Here is a 16853-nt window from a genome sequence, read left to right as displayed (position 1 = left end):
ACAAATGAATATTAAATTATCTTATCATTGGGCTATAGCAGCCTTTCTGACAGTATTTGCCAGCTGCTCAAGCGATGACATAACGACAGGAACAGTGACGAAACCAGATGCTGACAAGACCGAGACGAATCAGGTCAGCTTTGTTGCTGGAAATCAAGGTACACGTACATCGCTGAACTACAACAACAGCAACTTCTACTGGGAAGCTGGAGACAAGATCTTCGTAAAGGATGACGAAAACAAGTTCTATGGCAGCTCCAATGCCGTAACGGGCACGAACGTGCCGAGCTTCAAGTTCATGATGCCTGGAAAATACAGCAAGAACAAATACATGGTTTACTATCCAGGTAAGGACAAGACGAATGACAACGTGACAATTGCCGCAACACAAACGCAGAATGGAGCTGACAATACGATGCACTTTGGCACGTCAGGCGACTGCGGTGTCGGCGAGGCAACGCTGGAGGGCGGACAGTACAAGTTCAAGCTGACCCACTCTGCTGCCTACCTTTGCTTCAAACCTTCCTACGACCACCCGCTGGAGACAAGCTATGTAACTAAGGTTGAGGTGACTGCCGACCAGAACATCGCGGGCAACTACACGCTCGGCAGTGACGGCAAGCTGACCTACAAGGACGGCGGCAGCAAGACCATCACCCTCACGCCCAAGGAGACAGGCAACGCAGAGGGTTTCAAGCTGAAGAACAACCTGGTCAAAACAAGCTGCGAGACAGGTCGCATGTTCATGGTCATCGCGCCGGGAACGTACACGCTGACCGTGAAGTATTACATTACGGATACGCAGACAGGCACCACGGGCACCATCACCAAGACCTTCGGGTCAGCTGCCTATGCGGCTAACGAGTACTATGACATATCTGCCAAGCTGACCATGAGGGCGTTTGATGCAAAGTACTACACATGGGATGCACAGAAGGATTACTGGTTCGGACACGAGAATGACCAGCCAAAGGCAAATGGCTCAAACAACATCACGACCTTCCCGACCAGCAGTGACGCCCAGCGGTGGTATAACCCTCTCAAGTATCAGGTAGGTGTCAACAATGCTGCCAGCAACTCTGCGAAGAACTGCCCAAACATCAACGAGCTTCACTGGTACTGCCTGAAGGGTGGTCCACGCTGGGACACCACAACGATGTGGACAGTATGGGGACATATCTATACAAACGGTATGTGGTTCAAGAAGGCAGAGGTCATTGCCAAAGAGAACAACAAAGGCAGTGCTGCTGCGCTCAAGACTGTTTCGCCTGACGGCAGAAACCGTGTGATAAATGGTACATTCGAAACTCCTCGTAACAACAATAATGTTGCAACAGGTGCACCCACCAACCGCAAGGACTATTTCTTCATGCCTGCTATGGGATATTATGAGAATAATGAACTCAAAGATTTCAGAGCTGCAGGATTCTTCTGGACGAGTACGCCGGAGGCTTATGTTTCCCAAGGCGTATATAACCTGTATTTCGCATCAAATAACGTAGTTATAAGCAACCTCAGAGCCAGAAGCAACGGTCTCAAGCTCTGGACTTCTGAATAATATTTTTTATCATCTGTATATATTAATGACAGGTGTGTGGTTCGGGGATTTATCCCTGTCCACACACCTGTTCCCGTATTCTGAAACGTACCCGAATAGGTTTTAAAAGACTACGAATGACACGAATAAATATATTGAAAGCCCACGAATGACACCAATTGCGAGAATAGATATAATGAAAGACTACGAATGGAAATGAAAAGAAAAAGGGCTCGGTAGGAAATTGATAGGATAATTTCTTTAATTGATATTTTCTTTCACTTGTATCGTAGAAGAATAAAGGGTTTTAAGTATTTGACGTAATAAGTTTTACCTCGTGAGTTTAGTACTTTGAAGAAAGGTACACAGAGGCGGAGCGAACGGAGGATGATTTATCACAAAGCAAAGGTTGACACGGAGACACCGCTGGTACGTGGAGCAAAGAAGGATAGTTGCAAATTTTGTTGGAGCGATTGTATGTAAAGTATATATAACGTTTGTCTTCAAAGATATCAGCAACCTGCACACTACGCCCCTGTCTGCTCTTTGTGCTTTCGCACCTCTGTGAGATGGCGTTCATCTCGGCTCTTCCCCCCTTCTCTGCGTACTATATTACAAGAGACTTACTTTGTCACTTTATATTTCGGAAGAACCAGCAAAGTATATATATCAATCAGCTGATTTTGTTTTACCGAGCGACCCATAAACTAAATCTCCTGTCACTCCTGTCAGTTATAGTAGGCTCTTAAAATGTTATATCACAATAAGATACAGGAAATGTTAAAAGTGACAGCAAACTAAAATAAAACTATCCTTCTATTATCCGTAATAATATCTCTCGTCTTTGGGGATATTTATTATTTCAAAGTTTAGAAGGACTTTTTACAATTAGCTTTTTGTGTACCTTCTCTCCAACTTTTCCCTACTGAGCCGTTTGTCTGTTTTTGGGAGATTTTTTAGACATTTCCTAACTTTTGCGTGAAATGCCCTATTGAATACTGTTTGTTCTATTAAATTAAAGTTCACCGACTATTCGCCGACCGCTTTTCCTGCGACCAAAGATAATTAATTGAGGTTCAGCATCTTTAATTTATTTCAGTCGGGATGACCAGACTCGAACTGGCGACCACTGGTCCCCCAGACCAGCATTCTAAACCTACTGAACTACATCCCGCTCTTTTTAAAGCAATGCAAAATTAGTTACTTTCCACCATATTAGCAAACTTTTGGACTTCTTTTTCTCTTATCCCAAGTTTATTTCGTACTTTTGTCCTATAATAAATCTGCACTAAATACACATGCAATACATCATAACTTGCCCCAAACCTATTGATACTTCTATCACGCTTCCCGCATCAAAAAGTATCAGTAATCGTGCATTGATTATCCAAGCACTTACAAAGGGAGGAATGATGCCAGAAAACCTATCGGATTGTGACGATACAGAGGTTATCATCCGTGGACTAAGTAAGCAGTCAGATGTCATCGATATCAAAGCTGCAGGAACAGCAATGCGCTTTATGACAGCTTATCTAAGTGCAACGGATGGAGAATATACAATCACAGGAACGGAACGAATGAAACATCGTCCGATTGGTATTCTCGTAGATGCACTGCGTTATTTAGGGGCAGAGATTGAATATGTTGGCGAAGAAGGTTATCCCCCACTCCACATCCGTGGCAGACAACTTGAAGGAGGTTCATTGCAGATACCAGGCAACGTCAGTTCGCAGTATATCTCTGCACTATTAATGATTGCGCCTATTCTGACAAAAGGATTAGAACTAAAGCTGACGGGTAACATTATTTCACGACCTTACATAGACCTCACATTGCATCTTATGCATGAGTTTGGTGTATCGGCAGAATGGTCAGACTTTGATACAATTAGCGTAAAGTCACAAGCCTATCAGCAACGTGCTTACACGATAGAAAGTGATTGGAGCGCAGCAAGCTATTGGTATGAGATACTTGCTCTGACAGATGACACACGCTCAAAGGTAGCTTTGCAAGGACTGAAAGATGGTTCACGACAAGGCGACTCGGCTGTGCGCTATATCTTCTCACTATTAGGAATAAAGACAAGTTTTAAGGATAAAGATTCTAACGGCTTACCAGAAGCGATATTGACACGCCATTCACGAATGCTGAACAGAATGGAGTATGACTTTACCAATCAGCCAGACTTGGCCCAAACGCTCATCGCTGTATGTCCGATATTAGGAATACCCTTCCATTTCACAGGCTTAGGTACGCTAAAAATTAAAGAGACTGACCGCATTGAAGCTATGACGAGAGAGATGGAGAAGTTAGGCTATATCCTCTATTCGGAGAACGAAACAGAGCTTTCGTGGAATGGTGAACGTTGCGAGCCAATGGCAGAACCCATCATAGAAACCTACGAAGACCATCGCATGGCAATGTCGTTTGCCCCATTAGCTATCAAACTGGGCGAAATACGCATCAATCATCCAGAGGTGGTTTCTAAGTCTTATCCCCACTATTGGGACGATTTACGCAAAGCAGGCTTCCATATACAAGAAGTGGATTAACCTACTCACAGAGCCGCTCAAACAATAAAACGAAGTAAAAGAATGAATATATTTTTCATTGGCATAGGTTCTCTTTTAATCTTAGCAATTATAGCTGCTATCGCTACAAAGCTCACCAAGAAAAAAGATGGTGAGCCTGATGTCGTTATGCCTACATCTGGTGACTGTTCTTCCTGTGATGGAACGGACGATAAGTGTGAACAGGTGTGTATGATGGAAGCAGCAATAAAAGACGTAGAGTATTATGACGATGAAGAACTCGACCGCTTTCGTGGAAGAGAGTCTGACCAATATACAGACGAGGAGGTAGAAGAGTTTGCAACTATACTCTATACAATGCAGCCTCATGAAGTGAGAGGCTGGAACAGAAGTCTTATCCTTCGAGAAATTAATCTGCCTAATCAGATAAAAGATGAGTTAATAGCAATGATAGAAGGTTAAGTCCGTTATCTGTACAATTACAATCCCAAGACACTTACTTTAGAAAAGAACATCAAAGGAAACGTGAAGAAAAGAATAATAAGATATATCATTCCCTCTCTGTTGACAATCAGTGTACTAACAATTATTAGTTGCTCAACAAAGAATAACACCTCGCAAACGCGTTGGTGGCATGCTTTCAATACACGCTATAACGTCTACTACAATGGCGCACAGGCTTATATTGATGGCTCATTAGAGAAGGAGAAGGGAAATAAAGATAACTTCACAGAACTCATTCCACTCTACACCGTCGGCAACAAGAACAGTCGTGACTTAGGAAAGGGTAACTTCGATAGAGCTATAGAAAAGGCTGAGAAGGCGATTGCAAAGTATAGTATCAAGAAAAGACCAGAGTGGACAAAGAGCAGACGAAAGACAGAAAAGGACATAGAATGGCTATCGCGCCGTGAATATAACCCCTTCCTATGGAAAGCATGGATGCTCATGGGACGTTCACAATTCCATAAAGGTGCCTTTGAAGAAGCGGCTGCTACCTTTGCTTATATGAGTCGTATCTACAAAGGACAACCTGCAATCTATGGAAAAGCAAGGGCTTGGTTAGCTAAGTGTTACATAGAACAAGACTGGCTCTATGATGCTGAGGATATCATCCGTAATATGCAGCGCGACTCTTTGGACTGGCGAGCTGTGAAAGAATGGGACTATACCTATGCTGATTATTACCTGCATTCAGGTGAGTTTGAGAAGGCTGTTCCTTATCTCCAAAAGGTTATCAAGCATGAAATGCGTAAGAAGCAGAAGGCTCGTGAGCTGTATCTACTTGGACAGGTATTGGCTTCACTCGGCAGAAATGAGGAAGCTTACAAAGCGTTCCAACGTGTAATTCGTACCAACCCTCCCTATGAATTAGAGTTCAATGCACGTATTGCACAGACTGAAGTTACCGCTAAGGGGCAGACGAAGAAGATGATTAGCAAGCTCAAGAAAATGGCTGCTTCAGACAATAACAAGGAGTATCTTGACCAAGTGTATTACGCAATGGGTAACATACACCTTGCTGCACGAGATACGCTTGCAGCCATTAATGCATACGAGTTAGGTAACAAGAAGGCAACAAGAAGTGGTATTGAGAAAGGCGTATTACTGCTCCACCTCGGTGATCTCTACTGGGCAAAGGAACGCTTTGGAGATGCTAAACGATGCTATGGAGAAGCTATCGGACTCCTTGATAAGGACCGCAAAGACTATGAGCAGTTGTCTGAACGTTCAAAGATATTGGACGAATTAGCGCCTTATACAGATGCCGTACAGCTCCAAGACTCGCTTCAATATCTTGCAAAATGTTCTGAACAAGAGCGTAATGCTGCGATTGATTGTGTTATCACAGCCCTTAAGAAGAAAGAAAAAGAAGAACGACAGCTGCAGACTGCAATGAATAATGGACAGCAGCAAGGTATGGATGGCAACTTTGGAAACAATAACCTTGGGACGCCTAAGCCTTTAAATAATAGACAACAGCAAGGAAATACGTGGTATTTCTATAACCCAACAGCGGTTCAACAAGGTAAGACTACCTTCCAACAACTATGGGGTAAACGAGAGAATGTTGATAACTGGCAGCGCATTAATCAAAGTGTTGTGGGCAAAATAGGCAATACCAACATGCCTATTGAACTTACAGAGCGGCAAAGGGATTCTATCATGCACGCTGAAGCACGACAGGATTCTATCAAACAAGCAGCTGACTCGCTTAAGAATGACCCTCATAAACGTGAGTATTATCTGTCACAGATACCGTTCACTGCGGAACAGTTGGAGGCAAGTAATAAGATATTAGAAGATGGTTTGCACCATTCTGGTGTTATCTTTAAGGACAGACTCGACAACCTTCGGTTAGCTGAAAAGGCCTTAAGGCGTGTGAGTGACAACTATCCTGACTATGAACAGATGGATGATGTGTACTATCATCTCTACTTACTCTATATGCGTAAGAATGAACCACAGGTGGCTGAGAACTATGTTACACGCCTAATTCAGAAGTTCCCAAAGAGCAAGTGGACTGCTCTCCTTACTGATCCGTACTACAAACAGAACCTTCGTTTCGGTGTACAGATAGAAGATTCACTTTATGCAGCAACCTACGAAGCCTTCAAACAAGGCCGATATAGTGAGGTAGCAGCTAATACCCACATCTCTAATTCACGCTTCCCAATGGGTGCCAATAGGGATAAGTTCCTCTTCATTGGAGGCTTAGGTAAACTGAACAATGGCGATCCTACGGGTTGTGTCAATGACATGAAAGAGGTTGTACAGAAGTATCCTAACAGTCGTATAAGCGAGATGGCGGGTATGATTGTTAATGGTGTGCAAGCTGGCAAGAAGCTGCGTGGAGGTAAGTTTGACCTTGACGACATCTGGAGCTATCGTGCAAACGTAATGAAAGATAGCGATAGCCTACAACAAGCTAAGCTTTCTTCAGAGCGTGATATAGACTTCAAGTTCCTATTAGTGTACCACCCTGACTCCGTGAAAGAGAATAAGTTACTATTCGAATTAGCACGCTTCAACTTCACAAACTTCCTCGTTCGTAACTTTGAAATTGAGATAGAAGACCTCAATGGCTTACATCAGATGCAGGTATCAGGCTTCCGTAGCTTTGATGAGGCTTATCAATATGCACGCCAATTATTCGTATCACAGGCTGTAGTACAGCAGATGGTCAAGAGCACAAAGGGGATTATAATCAGTGATAAGAACCTTAAACTGATAGGAACAATATACAGTTATAAGGACTACGAGGCGTTCTATGCAAAGCATTTTGTACCTTTAGTAGTGACACAAAGATACTTACTGAGTGAGCCAGCTGAGGTTGCAACACCACGTGAACGCGATATACAGCAGGAGATAGAACAGAAACATGCAAATGATCCTGACCTCTATCCTGATACGCAGGACGTACCTGTAGACAACACGATGACTATCCCAATGGAGGAGTCAAAGCCTAAGAAGACAGAACAAAGGGTGGTTGAACAAGATAACAACACCTTTGAGATTCCTGTAGAGGACAAGAAGCCAGTTGTAGAAGATAAGAAACCTGCAACTGAGAAGAAGCCTATAATAGAAGAAAAGAAGCCTATAACGGAGGAGAAAAAGCCTGTACTGGACGACAACAGCACCTACTTCATACCAGAGGAGGAACCTGCAAAGCCAACTACTCCTGTGACACCAGCTAAGTCAACAGTGCCAACAACTCCAAACAAGACAACTAAGCCTGTTATACCAGCTAAGCCTACGACTCCAGTAGCACCAGCAAAGACAACAAAACCGGTGGCAACGGACAAGTCTGCTAAGCCTACAGCGCCAAAGACGCAACAGCCTTCTACGCAGAAGTCGCAGACCACTCCTGTGCAGAAAAAGAAGGTTTCGGATGACGGTCCGATAATCTACTTCGGTGATGAAGTTCCACAACAGAACAAGACAAACAACAAGAATAATAAAAAGAACCAGCCCATCCAGAACGATATCGAAGATGAATACTACAATTTGGAGGGGTTCTAAGGAAAGGAGATAACAGCTATGAGCAATGGATTGTTACTTTGGGTAGATGATGAGATTGAGTTGTTAAAGGCTCATATCATCTTCCTTGAGAAGAAAGGATACGAAGTGGTAACGGTCAGCAATGGTACTGATGCCATCGACCAATGCCAAACACAGACATTCGATCTCGTTCTCTTGGACGAGCAGATGCCTGGTTTATCTGGTTTAGAAACGTTACAACGCATTAAGGAGATTCAACCTGCCACACCTATCGTTATGGTAACGAAGAGTGAGGAGGAAGACATTATGAACCAAGCTATCGGTGCAAAGATTGCCGATTACCTTATTAAGCCTGTCAACCCTAATCAGATTCTTCTTACACTGAAGAAGAATATCCACCAAAAAGAGATTGTTACGGAAGTAACTCAAAGCGGTTATCAACAGAACTACCAGCAAATTGCCATGCAGATAGCCGACTGCCGAACATTCAATGATTGGAAGGAAGTCTATCGGAAGCTTGTACATTGGGAGCTTGAACTAAGCAGTGCTGATAGCAGCATGACCGAAATGCTGAAGATGCAAAAGGAAGAAGCCAACAATGGTTTTGCTAAATACATTGCGAAGAACTATCTTGATTGGGTAGCTCCACAAGACAACAAAGTCAGCAATAGCTTCTCTAAATTAGCTGGACAGAAGAAACAGCAGACGAACAACGCTGATAATCGTCCGCTGCTTAGTACTGATATCTTCAAAAGTAAGGTGTTCCCACTCATTGACAAAGGTGAGAAGGTATTTCTCATCGTCATTGATAACTTCCGACTCGACCAATGGCGCATTCTCTCAAAAGAGATTGGCGACATGTTTGACATTGAAGAAGACCTCTACATGAGTATTCTTCCAACTGCCACACAGTATGCTCGTAATGCTATTTTCAGCGGTCTTATGCCAAAGCAGATAGCAACAATGTTCCCAGAACTATGGGTAGATGAAGACGAGGAAGAAGGTAAAAACCTTAACGAGGAACCACTCATACAGACACAGATAGACCGCTATCGCCGACATGATAAGTTCTCTTATCATAAGATTAACAACTCTACTGGTGCAGACAAGTTCATGCAGCAATATAAGAACCTTGCGCAGAACGACCTCAATGTACTTGTAGTAAACTTCGTCGACATGCTTTCTCACGCTCGTACAGAGATGAGAATGATACGTGAATTAGCAAGTAACGAGAGCGCATATCGCTCTATTACGCTTAGTTGGTTCCAACATAGCGTATTGGCAGATGTATTCAAAGAGTTGGCACAGTCTGACTATAAGGTCATCATTACAACCGATCACGGTTCTATCCGTACGACGAATCCAGTTAAGATTATCGGTGACCGCAATACGAATACCAATCTGCGTTATAAATTAGGAAAGAGCCTCAACTACGATGCACGTCAGGTATTCGCTATCAAGAATCCTCATCTTGCACAGCTCCCTGCACCAAACCTCAGCACAAGCTATGTCTTTGTAACAGGCGACTCGTTCTTTGCCTACCCTAATAATTATAACTATTACGTCTCTTACTATAAAGATACATTCCAGCACGGAGGTATCTCAATGGAAGAGATGATTGTGCCATTGGCAACACTTAGTCCGAGGAAGAGGTAAGAGGAAGCCTCCCCCAACCCCTCCGAAAGGAGGGGAGATTTCCTCAAATACACTTAAGAATGGGATAGAGAATATATCTTATTAAAGGTAAGCGTGCTTAAGACATAAACATAGGTTGTATAGAATCGTTCTCACATAGGAATCTGTAAAATCCTTGAAAACATATAGTTCCATACAAATGGACGAACTGCAGGCAACCACCTACCGCATAAACAGAATAAAAAGAAAACAATATGGAAATTACAATCAAAAGCCTCGATTCCATCCATGAGGCTGCAAAGGAATTTGTCAAGGGGATGGGTGATGGAAAGGTATTCGCTTTCTACGGAAAGATGGGTGCAGGAAAGACTACTTTTATCAAGGCTCTTTGCGAGGTCTTGGGCGTAGAAGATGTTATCACCTCCCCTACTTTCGCTATTATCAACGAGTATACGGATGGCAACGGCGACCCTATCTATCACTTTGACTTCTATCGTATCAAGAAGTTGGAAGAAGTATATGACATGGGATATGAGGACTATTTCTACAGTGGTAACCTCTGCTTGTTAGAATGGCCTGAACTCATCGAGGAAATCCTCCCTGAGAATGTCATCAAGGTTACGATTGAAGAACAACCAGATGGTACTCGTAAGCTGAGTTGTTAATAAGAAAAGAACACCAAAAAGTAGTTCATGCAAATGCGAAATATCTTTACATAAATTGCCGTTCATTGGGCAATTTATAGGGATAAAAACGCATTTTCGAGCACACTTGTAACTGTCTTGTATTCAAAATGTTACGAAATAGAAAAAGAAAAGGTGCTTTATAAGCCTCTTAAAGGGCGTTAGTAAGACCTCAAAAGGGCACCTTTTAGAAACCAATTAAGGCTTAATTCGAATGCAATTAAGCATCAATTGAAAATGTACAGATAAAAAACAGGACAAATCAGATTGATTTGTCCTATTCTTTTTATGTATGTAATCTTGTATTACCTCTTATTATGATTGCGTATCATCAGACTCGGTGAAGTCTACATACTCACCTTCGCTGTCTGGAATTACCTGCTTACGGCGTTCCTCTATTGGGCGATTATCGATAATAGTATTCTTTGTAGAGCTTGGTTCTTGATACTGATAGTTGTTAGGATTAAACTGACGACGCGCGCGTGTCATCTGCTTATAGAATGCAAAAGCCACCCATAAGATAATCACAAAAAACGCTATAAAAAAGAAAAACGCAAACTTCAGAATAAAAGCAATAATTGACATAGCTTTGAATTTATACCCCTTACTGTTGTGTTGGGGATTGTTTTACGATAGCTGATAGTATCACATACCATGCAATGATAATAGCAAATGACGAGATACCAAAGATAACAATCAATGGACAACAAGTAATCAAGAAGAGATACTTCACCTCATTACCCTTGAATGACCAGTGCTTGAACTTTAAAGCAAACATTGGAATCTCTGATACAAGCAGCCATGAACTAATCAGAATACCTGCAAGAATAAAGTATAAAGCCCATGGACGAGTCTCTAACTTCTCCCCTACACCTACAAGAAGTGAACCCCAAAAGAGTGCGTTCGCAGGTGTTGGCAATCCTATAAAACCTAATGCCTGACGTTCATCAAGATTGAACTTTGCAAGACGCAATGCCGAGAAAGCAGCCATGATAAAGGCTGTATAAGGCAGATAGTCGCGTAATGGCTCAAGAAAAACAGGATAAGACATTACGTATAACTGTGAAAAGATGATAGCTGATGGTGCTGCACCGAAAGTAATAACGTCTGCCAAAGAGTCTAACTCCTTACCAATAGGAGAACTAACATTCAGTAAGCGTGCCACCATTCCATCAAAGAAATCAAACACAGCACCGATAATAATAAATAGCAAAGCAACCTCTATCTTGCCTGCAAAGGCAAAACTAATAGCGATACAACCAGAGATAAGGTTGCAACAAGTAATACTATTAGGAATATGTTTCTTCATCTTTACTTGTTATTTGGCTTCAACTTAGCAATCACTGTTTGATCACCCATTGTCGCCTGTCCCATCTTAACACATACCTCAGAGCCTACAGGAAGGAAGATATCAACACGACTACCTAACTTGATAAAACCAAGATGCTCATCAATATAACAATCTTCACCAGGTTTAGCGTATGTCACGATACGGCGTGCCATAGCACCAGCAATCTGACGACAGAGGATGTCTGTGCCATCAGGAGTTGTGATGATAGTATCTGCATGTTCATTCTCCTCACTTGCCTTAGGTAGCCAAGCCTTGTGGAAGTTACCATCAAAATGCTGTACAGACTTTACTACTCCATCTACAGGGAACCAATTGGCATGAACGTTCCATAGACTCATAAAGATTGAAATCATCAATCGGCGCTCATGAAAATATTCGTTTTCGTCTACCTCTTCTATAACAACGATATGGCCGTCGGCTGGAGCTACGACAATACCCTCCGTATCCTCACTACCAAAATAGCGGATAGGACACTGATAGAAATTAAGTACTATACCATAGACAGTACCGAACACGACTGTAAAAATCCAAAATGGTATCTTCGTTGGAACTGCAAACCAGAGAACCAAAGCTATAAGGACAAGACCTATACCTCCGTAGAGCAATGTATTTGTCCCTTCGTGATGGATTCTAATCTTTTTGAGTTTCTTTTTTATTTTTCCCATGGTCGATAAACGACGTATTTGTTTTGTTGCAAAGGTACTTCTTTTTTGTCATTTCCACAAATTTTCACTCTCAATCTTTTGTTATGTCGGCTTTTCATAGTAACTTTACAGCTCAAAAACGCATAAGTTCAATGGAAGATTACGTACATTTACACGTCCACACCAATTATTCTATTCTTGATGGTCAGTCTAAGGTAACACGCCTTGTTGATAAGGCTATTGCAGACGGAATGAAGGGTATGGCGATTACTGATCATGGTGTAATGTTCGGCATAAAAGAGTTTGCTGACTATTGTGCTAAGGTCAATAAAGGTAGGAAAGAGAAGGGTGAAGAGCCTTTCAAACCTATCTTCGGATGCGAGATGTATGTAGCACGTCGCACAATGCATGATAAGGATAAGAGTATGCATGATAATTCAGGCTACCACCTTATCGTATTGGCAAAGAACTATACAGGATACAAGAACCTTATTAAACTTGTATCTAATGCGTGGGTAGATGGTTATTACTATCGCCCTCGTACGGACCGTGAGCAGCTTGAGAAGTATCATGAGGGACTGATTGTGTGTACAGCTTGTATTGCAGGTGAAGTCCCTAACAAGATTATCCATGATGATATCGAGGGTGCAAGAGAATCTTGTGAATGGTATCATCGTGTCTTCGGAGATGATTTCTACCTTGAATTGCAACGTCATGAAGTAAAAGACCCAAGTTTAGTGGCAAACCGTGAGGCTTATCCTTTACAGCAGAAAGCTAATAAAGTACTCATGAAGTTTGCACAAGAATATGGTATAAAGATAGTATGTACCAATGACTGTCACTTCGAAGATAAAGAGACCGCCGAGGCACATGACCACTTACTATGTCTTTCAACAAATGAAGATTTAGATGATCCTAAGCGTATGCGTTACTCTAAACAAGAGTGGTTTAAAACGCGTGCAGAGATGAATGAGATATTCTCAGACATCCCAGAAGCGATGACAAATACACTGGAGATTCTTAATAAGGTAGAGACCTACAATATTAATCATGGTCCTATCATGCCTTTCTTCCCTATTCCAGAAGACTTTGGAACAGAGGAAGAGTGGAAACAGAAGTTCAGTGAAGGAGATTTATACAAGGAGTTTACCACCGATGAGAACGGTGAGAGCCCTCTTTCCCCTGAAGAAGGACAGAAGGTTATCGACCGTTTAGGCGGCTATGAAAAGATGTATCGCATTAAGTTTGAGGCTGACTATCTTGCTAAATTAGCCTACGATGGTGCAAAGAAACTATATGGTGATCCTCTCTCTGATGAGGTTAAGAATCATATCCGCTTTGAGTTGCACGTCATGAAGACGATGGGTTTCCCTGGTTACTTCCTTATAGTACAAGACTTTATCAATGCTGCACGACAGGATTTAGACGTGATGGTGGGTCCAGGTCGTGGATCAGCAGCTGGTTCTGTAGTGGCTTATTGCTTAGGAATTACGCAGATTGATCCATTGAAGTATGACCTACTTTTTGAGCGATTCCTCAACCCTGACCGTGTCAACCTCCCTGATATTGATACCGACTTCGATGATGATGGTCGCGGACGTGTGCTGCAGTGGGTAATGGATAAGTACGGACACGAGAACTGTGCACATATTATTACCTACTCTACAATGGCAACAAAGAACTCTATTAAGGATGTTGCTCGCGTAGAGAAACTACCGTTAGATGTTTCCAATGCCCTTTGTAAGGCGATTCCAGAACGCTTACCTGACGGCATGAAGATGAACTTAACGAATGCTATCAAGTGTACCCCAGAGTTGCAGAATGCAGAGGTCAGTGAAGACATAAGGGAGCGTAATACGATTAAATACGCCAAGATGCTGGAGGGGACAGTACGTGGAACGGGTATCCATGCCTGTGGATTCATTATCTGTCGTAACCCTATTGATGAATGGGTACCTATCTCTACGGCAACAGACCCAGACTTCCCAGAGAAGAAAGTACCAGTAACCCAGTATGATGGTCACGTAATTGAGTCTACTGGTCTTATCAAAATGGACTTCCTCGGACTGAAGACTCTATCCGAGTTAAAGGAAGCTTGCAAGGTTGTTAAGCAGACAACTGGCGACGTGATTGACCTTGAGAAGATTCCTATTGATGACGAATTGACCTACCAACTCTATCAACGTGGACAGACCGTTGGTACTTTCCAGTTTGAGTCGGCAGGTATGCAGAAGTACCTTCGTGAGCTTCATCCAACAGTGTTTGAAGACCTCATCGCCATGAATGCGCTCTATCGTCCGGGCCCTATGGATTATATCCCAGACTTTATCAGGCGTAAACATGACCCTTCTTTGGTGAAGTACGACATCCCTTGTATGGAGAAGTACCTCAAAGACACCTACGGAATCACTGTTTATCAAGAGCAAGTAATGCTCTTAAGTCGCCAATTGGCGAACTTTACACGTGGTGAGAGTGATGCTCTTCGTAAGGCGATGGGTAAGAAGATGAAAGCCATCGTTGACAAAATGAAGCCTAAGTTCATCAAGCAAGGACAGGAGAACGGACACGACCCACAGATACTTGAGAAGATATGGAGCGACTGGGAGAAGTTTGCCAGCTATGCTTTCAATAAGTCACATGCCACTTGCTACTCATGGGTAGCTTATCAGACAGCTTACATGAAGGCGCATTATCCAGCCGAATATATGGCTGCGTTGATGACACGTCGCTTCAGTCAGATTACCGAAATCACAAAGTTGATGGAGGAATGTAAGGCATTGAAGATTGCAACCCTTGGTCCTGATGTCAACGAGAGTCAGATTGGTTTTGGTGTGAACAAGCATGGTGAGATTCGCTTCGGACTCTCTGCTATCAAGGGAATGGGTGCAAGTGCGGCTGATAGTATTGTACGTGAACGCATGGAGAATGGCCCTTATAAGGATATATACGACTTTGCTGAGCGTGTCGACCTCAGTAATGTGAACCGCAAAGCATTTGAAAGTTTGGCTTATAGTGGCGGTTTCGACAGCTTTGGTTTACAGCGAGAACAATACTTTGCAGTCACTGCAAAGGGTGATTTGTTCTTAGATACCATCGTCCGTTATGGTCAGCTTTTCCAAGCAGAAAAAGCACAACAACAGAACTCCCTCTTCGGAGGTATGGATGCTATTGATGTAGTACATCCTATCGCACCAAAGGCAGAGAAGTGGCCAGTCATTGAGAAATTAAACAAGGAGCGTGAGCTTGTTGGAATCTATCTGTCAGCCCACCCACTCGATGAATACAGTGTTGTACTGAATAACATGTGTAACGCTCGTTGCTCTATGATAGGTCGCAATGCGAATATGACAGAATTGGCAAAAGCTGACGAAGTGACATTCGGCGGTATTGTTACCTCTGTTAATGAGCGTTTCTCACAAAAGACTGGCAAGCCCTTTGGCTTTGTCACGATAGAAGACTTTCACGGAACGGGTGAATTAGCACTCTTTGGTGACGATTGGGCACGATGGAACAACCTCCTGAAGATGAACTACACCGTCTATATAACAGCTAAGTGTCAGCCTCGTTACCGCAATAATCCAGACATGTTAGAGCTAAAAGTGCAAAAGATTGAGCAACTCTATGACGTGAAACAAAATCGTTTGGAACGCTTTACCATCTCTATGGATGCAACAGCTTTAGACGATGCCTTCGTTTCGGAATTAGCAACAGTCATCGAGGAACATATTGGTAACACACAACTTTACATACAGTTGCGAACGCCTGACAATACAGTTCTTATGCTAAGGAGTAAGAATGGTGGCGTTAACGTCGACCGTACGCTGATAGACTTTATCTCATCGAATGAGAAGATGGAGTTCCATATTAATTAAATCGAATGTGGCACAATCTTTGATGATGAGTAAATAGATAGAAAAGACTTCATTAATAAACTTATAAACAGAATAAAAATGGAAGTAGTAATTACTAACGAGAATTTAGAGACTTACAAGAATGGTGAGTTACCATTGGTAGTTGATTTGTGGGCAACATGGTGTGGACCTTGTAAGATGATTGGTCCTATCATCTCAGAACTTGCCGAGGAGTACGATGGTAAGATTGTTGTAGGCAAGTGTGATGTTGAGGAGAATGATGACGTAGCCATTGATTTCGGTGTACGTAACATCCCAACCATCCTCTTCTTTAAGGGTGGTCAGTTGGTTGACAAGTTTGTTGGTGCAGCTTCAAAGGACGTTCTCAAGGAGAAGTTCGACGCGCTGCTCTAAACAAAACACTTATAAATATAAAGCCATATCAGTAATCCTTTTTATAGGATTCTGGTATGGCTTTTTTCATTTTATCACGTTTTCCAAACCTCGTTCTATTGTAAAACATTATCTATGAAAAGACACATAAAAGAAGTATAATACTAAAGTTACTCCCAAGCCTATGAGTAACTCAATATCATAACGTCACATATCACTGATACTC

Annotated in this window: 11 protein-coding genes and 1 tRNA gene; 8 read left to right on the top strand and 4 right to left on the bottom strand. The window is 42.4% G+C overall.

Annotation, left to right across the window (positions count from 1 at the left end; all coding sequences use genetic code 11):
* Nucleotides 1-4 precede the first annotated feature (4 nt).
* Entirely contained in the window at nucleotides 5-1558 is a 1554-nt protein-coding gene (locus FIU21_RS06565) for a hypothetical protein (protein WP_004360475.1), read from the top strand.
* A 1078-nt stretch (nucleotides 1559-2636) separates the two neighbouring features.
* Here the strand turns inward: FIU21_RS06565 and FIU21_RS06560 are convergent.
* Nucleotides 2637-2711 (bottom strand) — tRNA-Pro (locus tag FIU21_RS06560).
* Between the two features lie 124 nt (nucleotides 2712-2835).
* Between FIU21_RS06560 and FIU21_RS06555 the strand changes: the two genes are divergently transcribed.
* The 5 genes from FIU21_RS06555 (at nucleotide 2836) to tsaE (ending at nucleotide 10370) form a co-directional block, all read left to right on the top strand.
* Entirely contained in the window at nucleotides 2836-4089 is a 1254-nt protein-coding gene (locus FIU21_RS06555) for a 3-phosphoshikimate 1-carboxyvinyltransferase (protein ID WP_004360474.1), read from the top strand.
* Nucleotides 4090-4131: 42 nt separating this feature from the next.
* Entirely contained in the window at nucleotides 4132-4530 is a 399-nt protein-coding gene (locus FIU21_RS06550; RefSeq protein ID WP_004360473.1) for a hypothetical protein, read from the top strand.
* Between the two features lie 63 nt (nucleotides 4531-4593).
* Nucleotides 4594-8091: a type IX secretion system periplasmic lipoprotein PorW/SprE gene (porW, locus tag FIU21_RS06545; protein WP_036886386.1), complete on the top strand. Its 3498-nt coding sequence runs from the start codon at nucleotides 4594-4596 to the stop codon at nucleotides 8089-8091.
* 18 nt (nucleotides 8092-8109) lie between these two features.
* Nucleotides 8110-9726, top strand: coding sequence for a T9SS response regulator signal transducer PorX (gene porX / locus FIU21_RS06540; RefSeq protein WP_036886383.1), 1617 nt, complete (start codon nucleotides 8110-8112; stop codon nucleotides 9724-9726).
* Between the two features lie 233 nt (nucleotides 9727-9959).
* Nucleotides 9960-10370: a tRNA (adenosine(37)-N6)-threonylcarbamoyltransferase complex ATPase subunit type 1 TsaE gene (gene tsaE / locus FIU21_RS06535; RefSeq protein ID WP_004360470.1), complete on the top strand. Its 411-nt coding sequence runs from the start codon at nucleotides 9960-9962 to the stop codon at nucleotides 10368-10370.
* 333 nt (nucleotides 10371-10703) lie between these two features.
* Here tsaE and FIU21_RS06530 read toward each other — a convergent pair whose 3' ends face one another.
* From FIU21_RS06530 to FIU21_RS06520, 3 genes are read right to left on the bottom strand one after another with little or no spacing between them, the layout of a single operon-like run.
* Nucleotides 10704-10973 carry a DUF4834 family protein gene (locus tag FIU21_RS06530; RefSeq protein WP_004360469.1) on the bottom strand — a complete coding sequence of 90 codons (270 nt, stop codon included), beginning with the start codon at nucleotides 10971-10973 and terminating at the stop codon, nucleotides 10704-10706.
* 19 nt (nucleotides 10974-10992) lie between these two features.
* Nucleotides 10993-11697: a CDP-diacylglycerol--serine O-phosphatidyltransferase gene (gene pssA / locus FIU21_RS06525; protein WP_004360468.1), complete on the bottom strand. Its 705-nt coding sequence runs from the start codon at nucleotides 11695-11697 to the stop codon at nucleotides 10993-10995.
* A gap of 2 nt (nucleotides 11698-11699) precedes the next feature.
* Complete coding sequence (locus FIU21_RS06520) at nucleotides 11700-12404, bottom strand: phosphatidylserine decarboxylase family protein (protein WP_004360467.1); 705 nt, start codon at nucleotides 12402-12404, stop codon at nucleotides 11700-11702.
* Nucleotides 12405-12535: 131 nt separating this feature from the next.
* Here FIU21_RS06520 and dnaE point away from each other — a divergent pair, with 131 nt between their 5' ends.
* Together dnaE and trxA are read left to right on the top strand one after the other, a co-directional pair.
* Complete coding sequence (gene dnaE / locus FIU21_RS06515) at nucleotides 12536-16255, top strand: DNA polymerase III subunit alpha (RefSeq protein ID WP_172891334.1); 3720 nt, start codon at nucleotides 12536-12538, stop codon at nucleotides 16253-16255.
* A gap of 78 nt (nucleotides 16256-16333) precedes the next feature.
* Complete coding sequence (gene trxA, locus FIU21_RS06510) at nucleotides 16334-16648, top strand: thioredoxin (RefSeq protein WP_004360465.1); 315 nt, start codon at nucleotides 16334-16336, stop codon at nucleotides 16646-16648.
* Nucleotides 16649-16853 lie beyond the last annotated feature (205 nt).

It is taken from the genome of Prevotella melaninogenica, from assembly GCF_013267595.1.
GTDB classification, from domain to species: Bacteria; Bacteroidota; Bacteroidia; order Bacteroidales; family Bacteroidaceae; genus Prevotella; species Prevotella melaninogenica_D.
Note: the sequence above shows the minus strand (reverse complement) of the source record. Positions and strands in the feature narration are given on the sequence as shown.

What these genes read in the sequence shown, in the direction of transcription:
- pssA (WP_004360468.1), bottom strand. Translation starts at nt 11,697, where the DNA reads ATGAAGAAACATATTCCTAATAGTATTACTTGTTGCAACCTTATCTCT.
- FIU21_RS06565 (WP_004360475.1), top strand. Translation starts at nt 5, where the DNA reads ATGAATATTAAATTATCTTATCATTGGGCTATAGCAGCCTTTCTGACA.
- trxA (WP_004360465.1), top strand. Translation starts at nt 16,334, where the DNA reads ATGGAAGTAGTAATTACTAACGAGAATTTAGAGACTTACAAGAATGGT.
- FIU21_RS06550 (WP_004360473.1), top strand. Translation starts at nt 4,132, where the DNA reads ATGAATATATTTTTCATTGGCATAGGTTCTCTTTTAATCTTAGCAATT.
- dnaE (WP_172891334.1), top strand. Translation starts at nt 12,536, where the DNA reads ATGGAAGATTACGTACATTTACACGTCCACACCAATTATTCTATTCTT.
- FIU21_RS06530 (WP_004360469.1), bottom strand. Translation starts at nt 10,973, where the DNA reads ATGTCAATTATTGCTTTTATTCTGAAGTTTGCGTTTTTCTTTTTTATA.
- FIU21_RS06520 (WP_004360467.1), bottom strand. Translation starts at nt 12,404, where the DNA reads ATGGGAAAAATAAAAAAGAAACTCAAAAAGATTAGAATCCATCACGAA.
- tsaE (WP_004360470.1), top strand. Translation starts at nt 9,960, where the DNA reads ATGGAAATTACAATCAAAAGCCTCGATTCCATCCATGAGGCTGCAAAG.
- FIU21_RS06555 (WP_004360474.1), top strand. Translation starts at nt 2,836, where the DNA reads ATGCAATACATCATAACTTGCCCCAAACCTATTGATACTTCTATCACG.
- porX (WP_036886383.1), top strand. Translation starts at nt 8,110, where the DNA reads ATGAGCAATGGATTGTTACTTTGGGTAGATGATGAGATTGAGTTGTTA.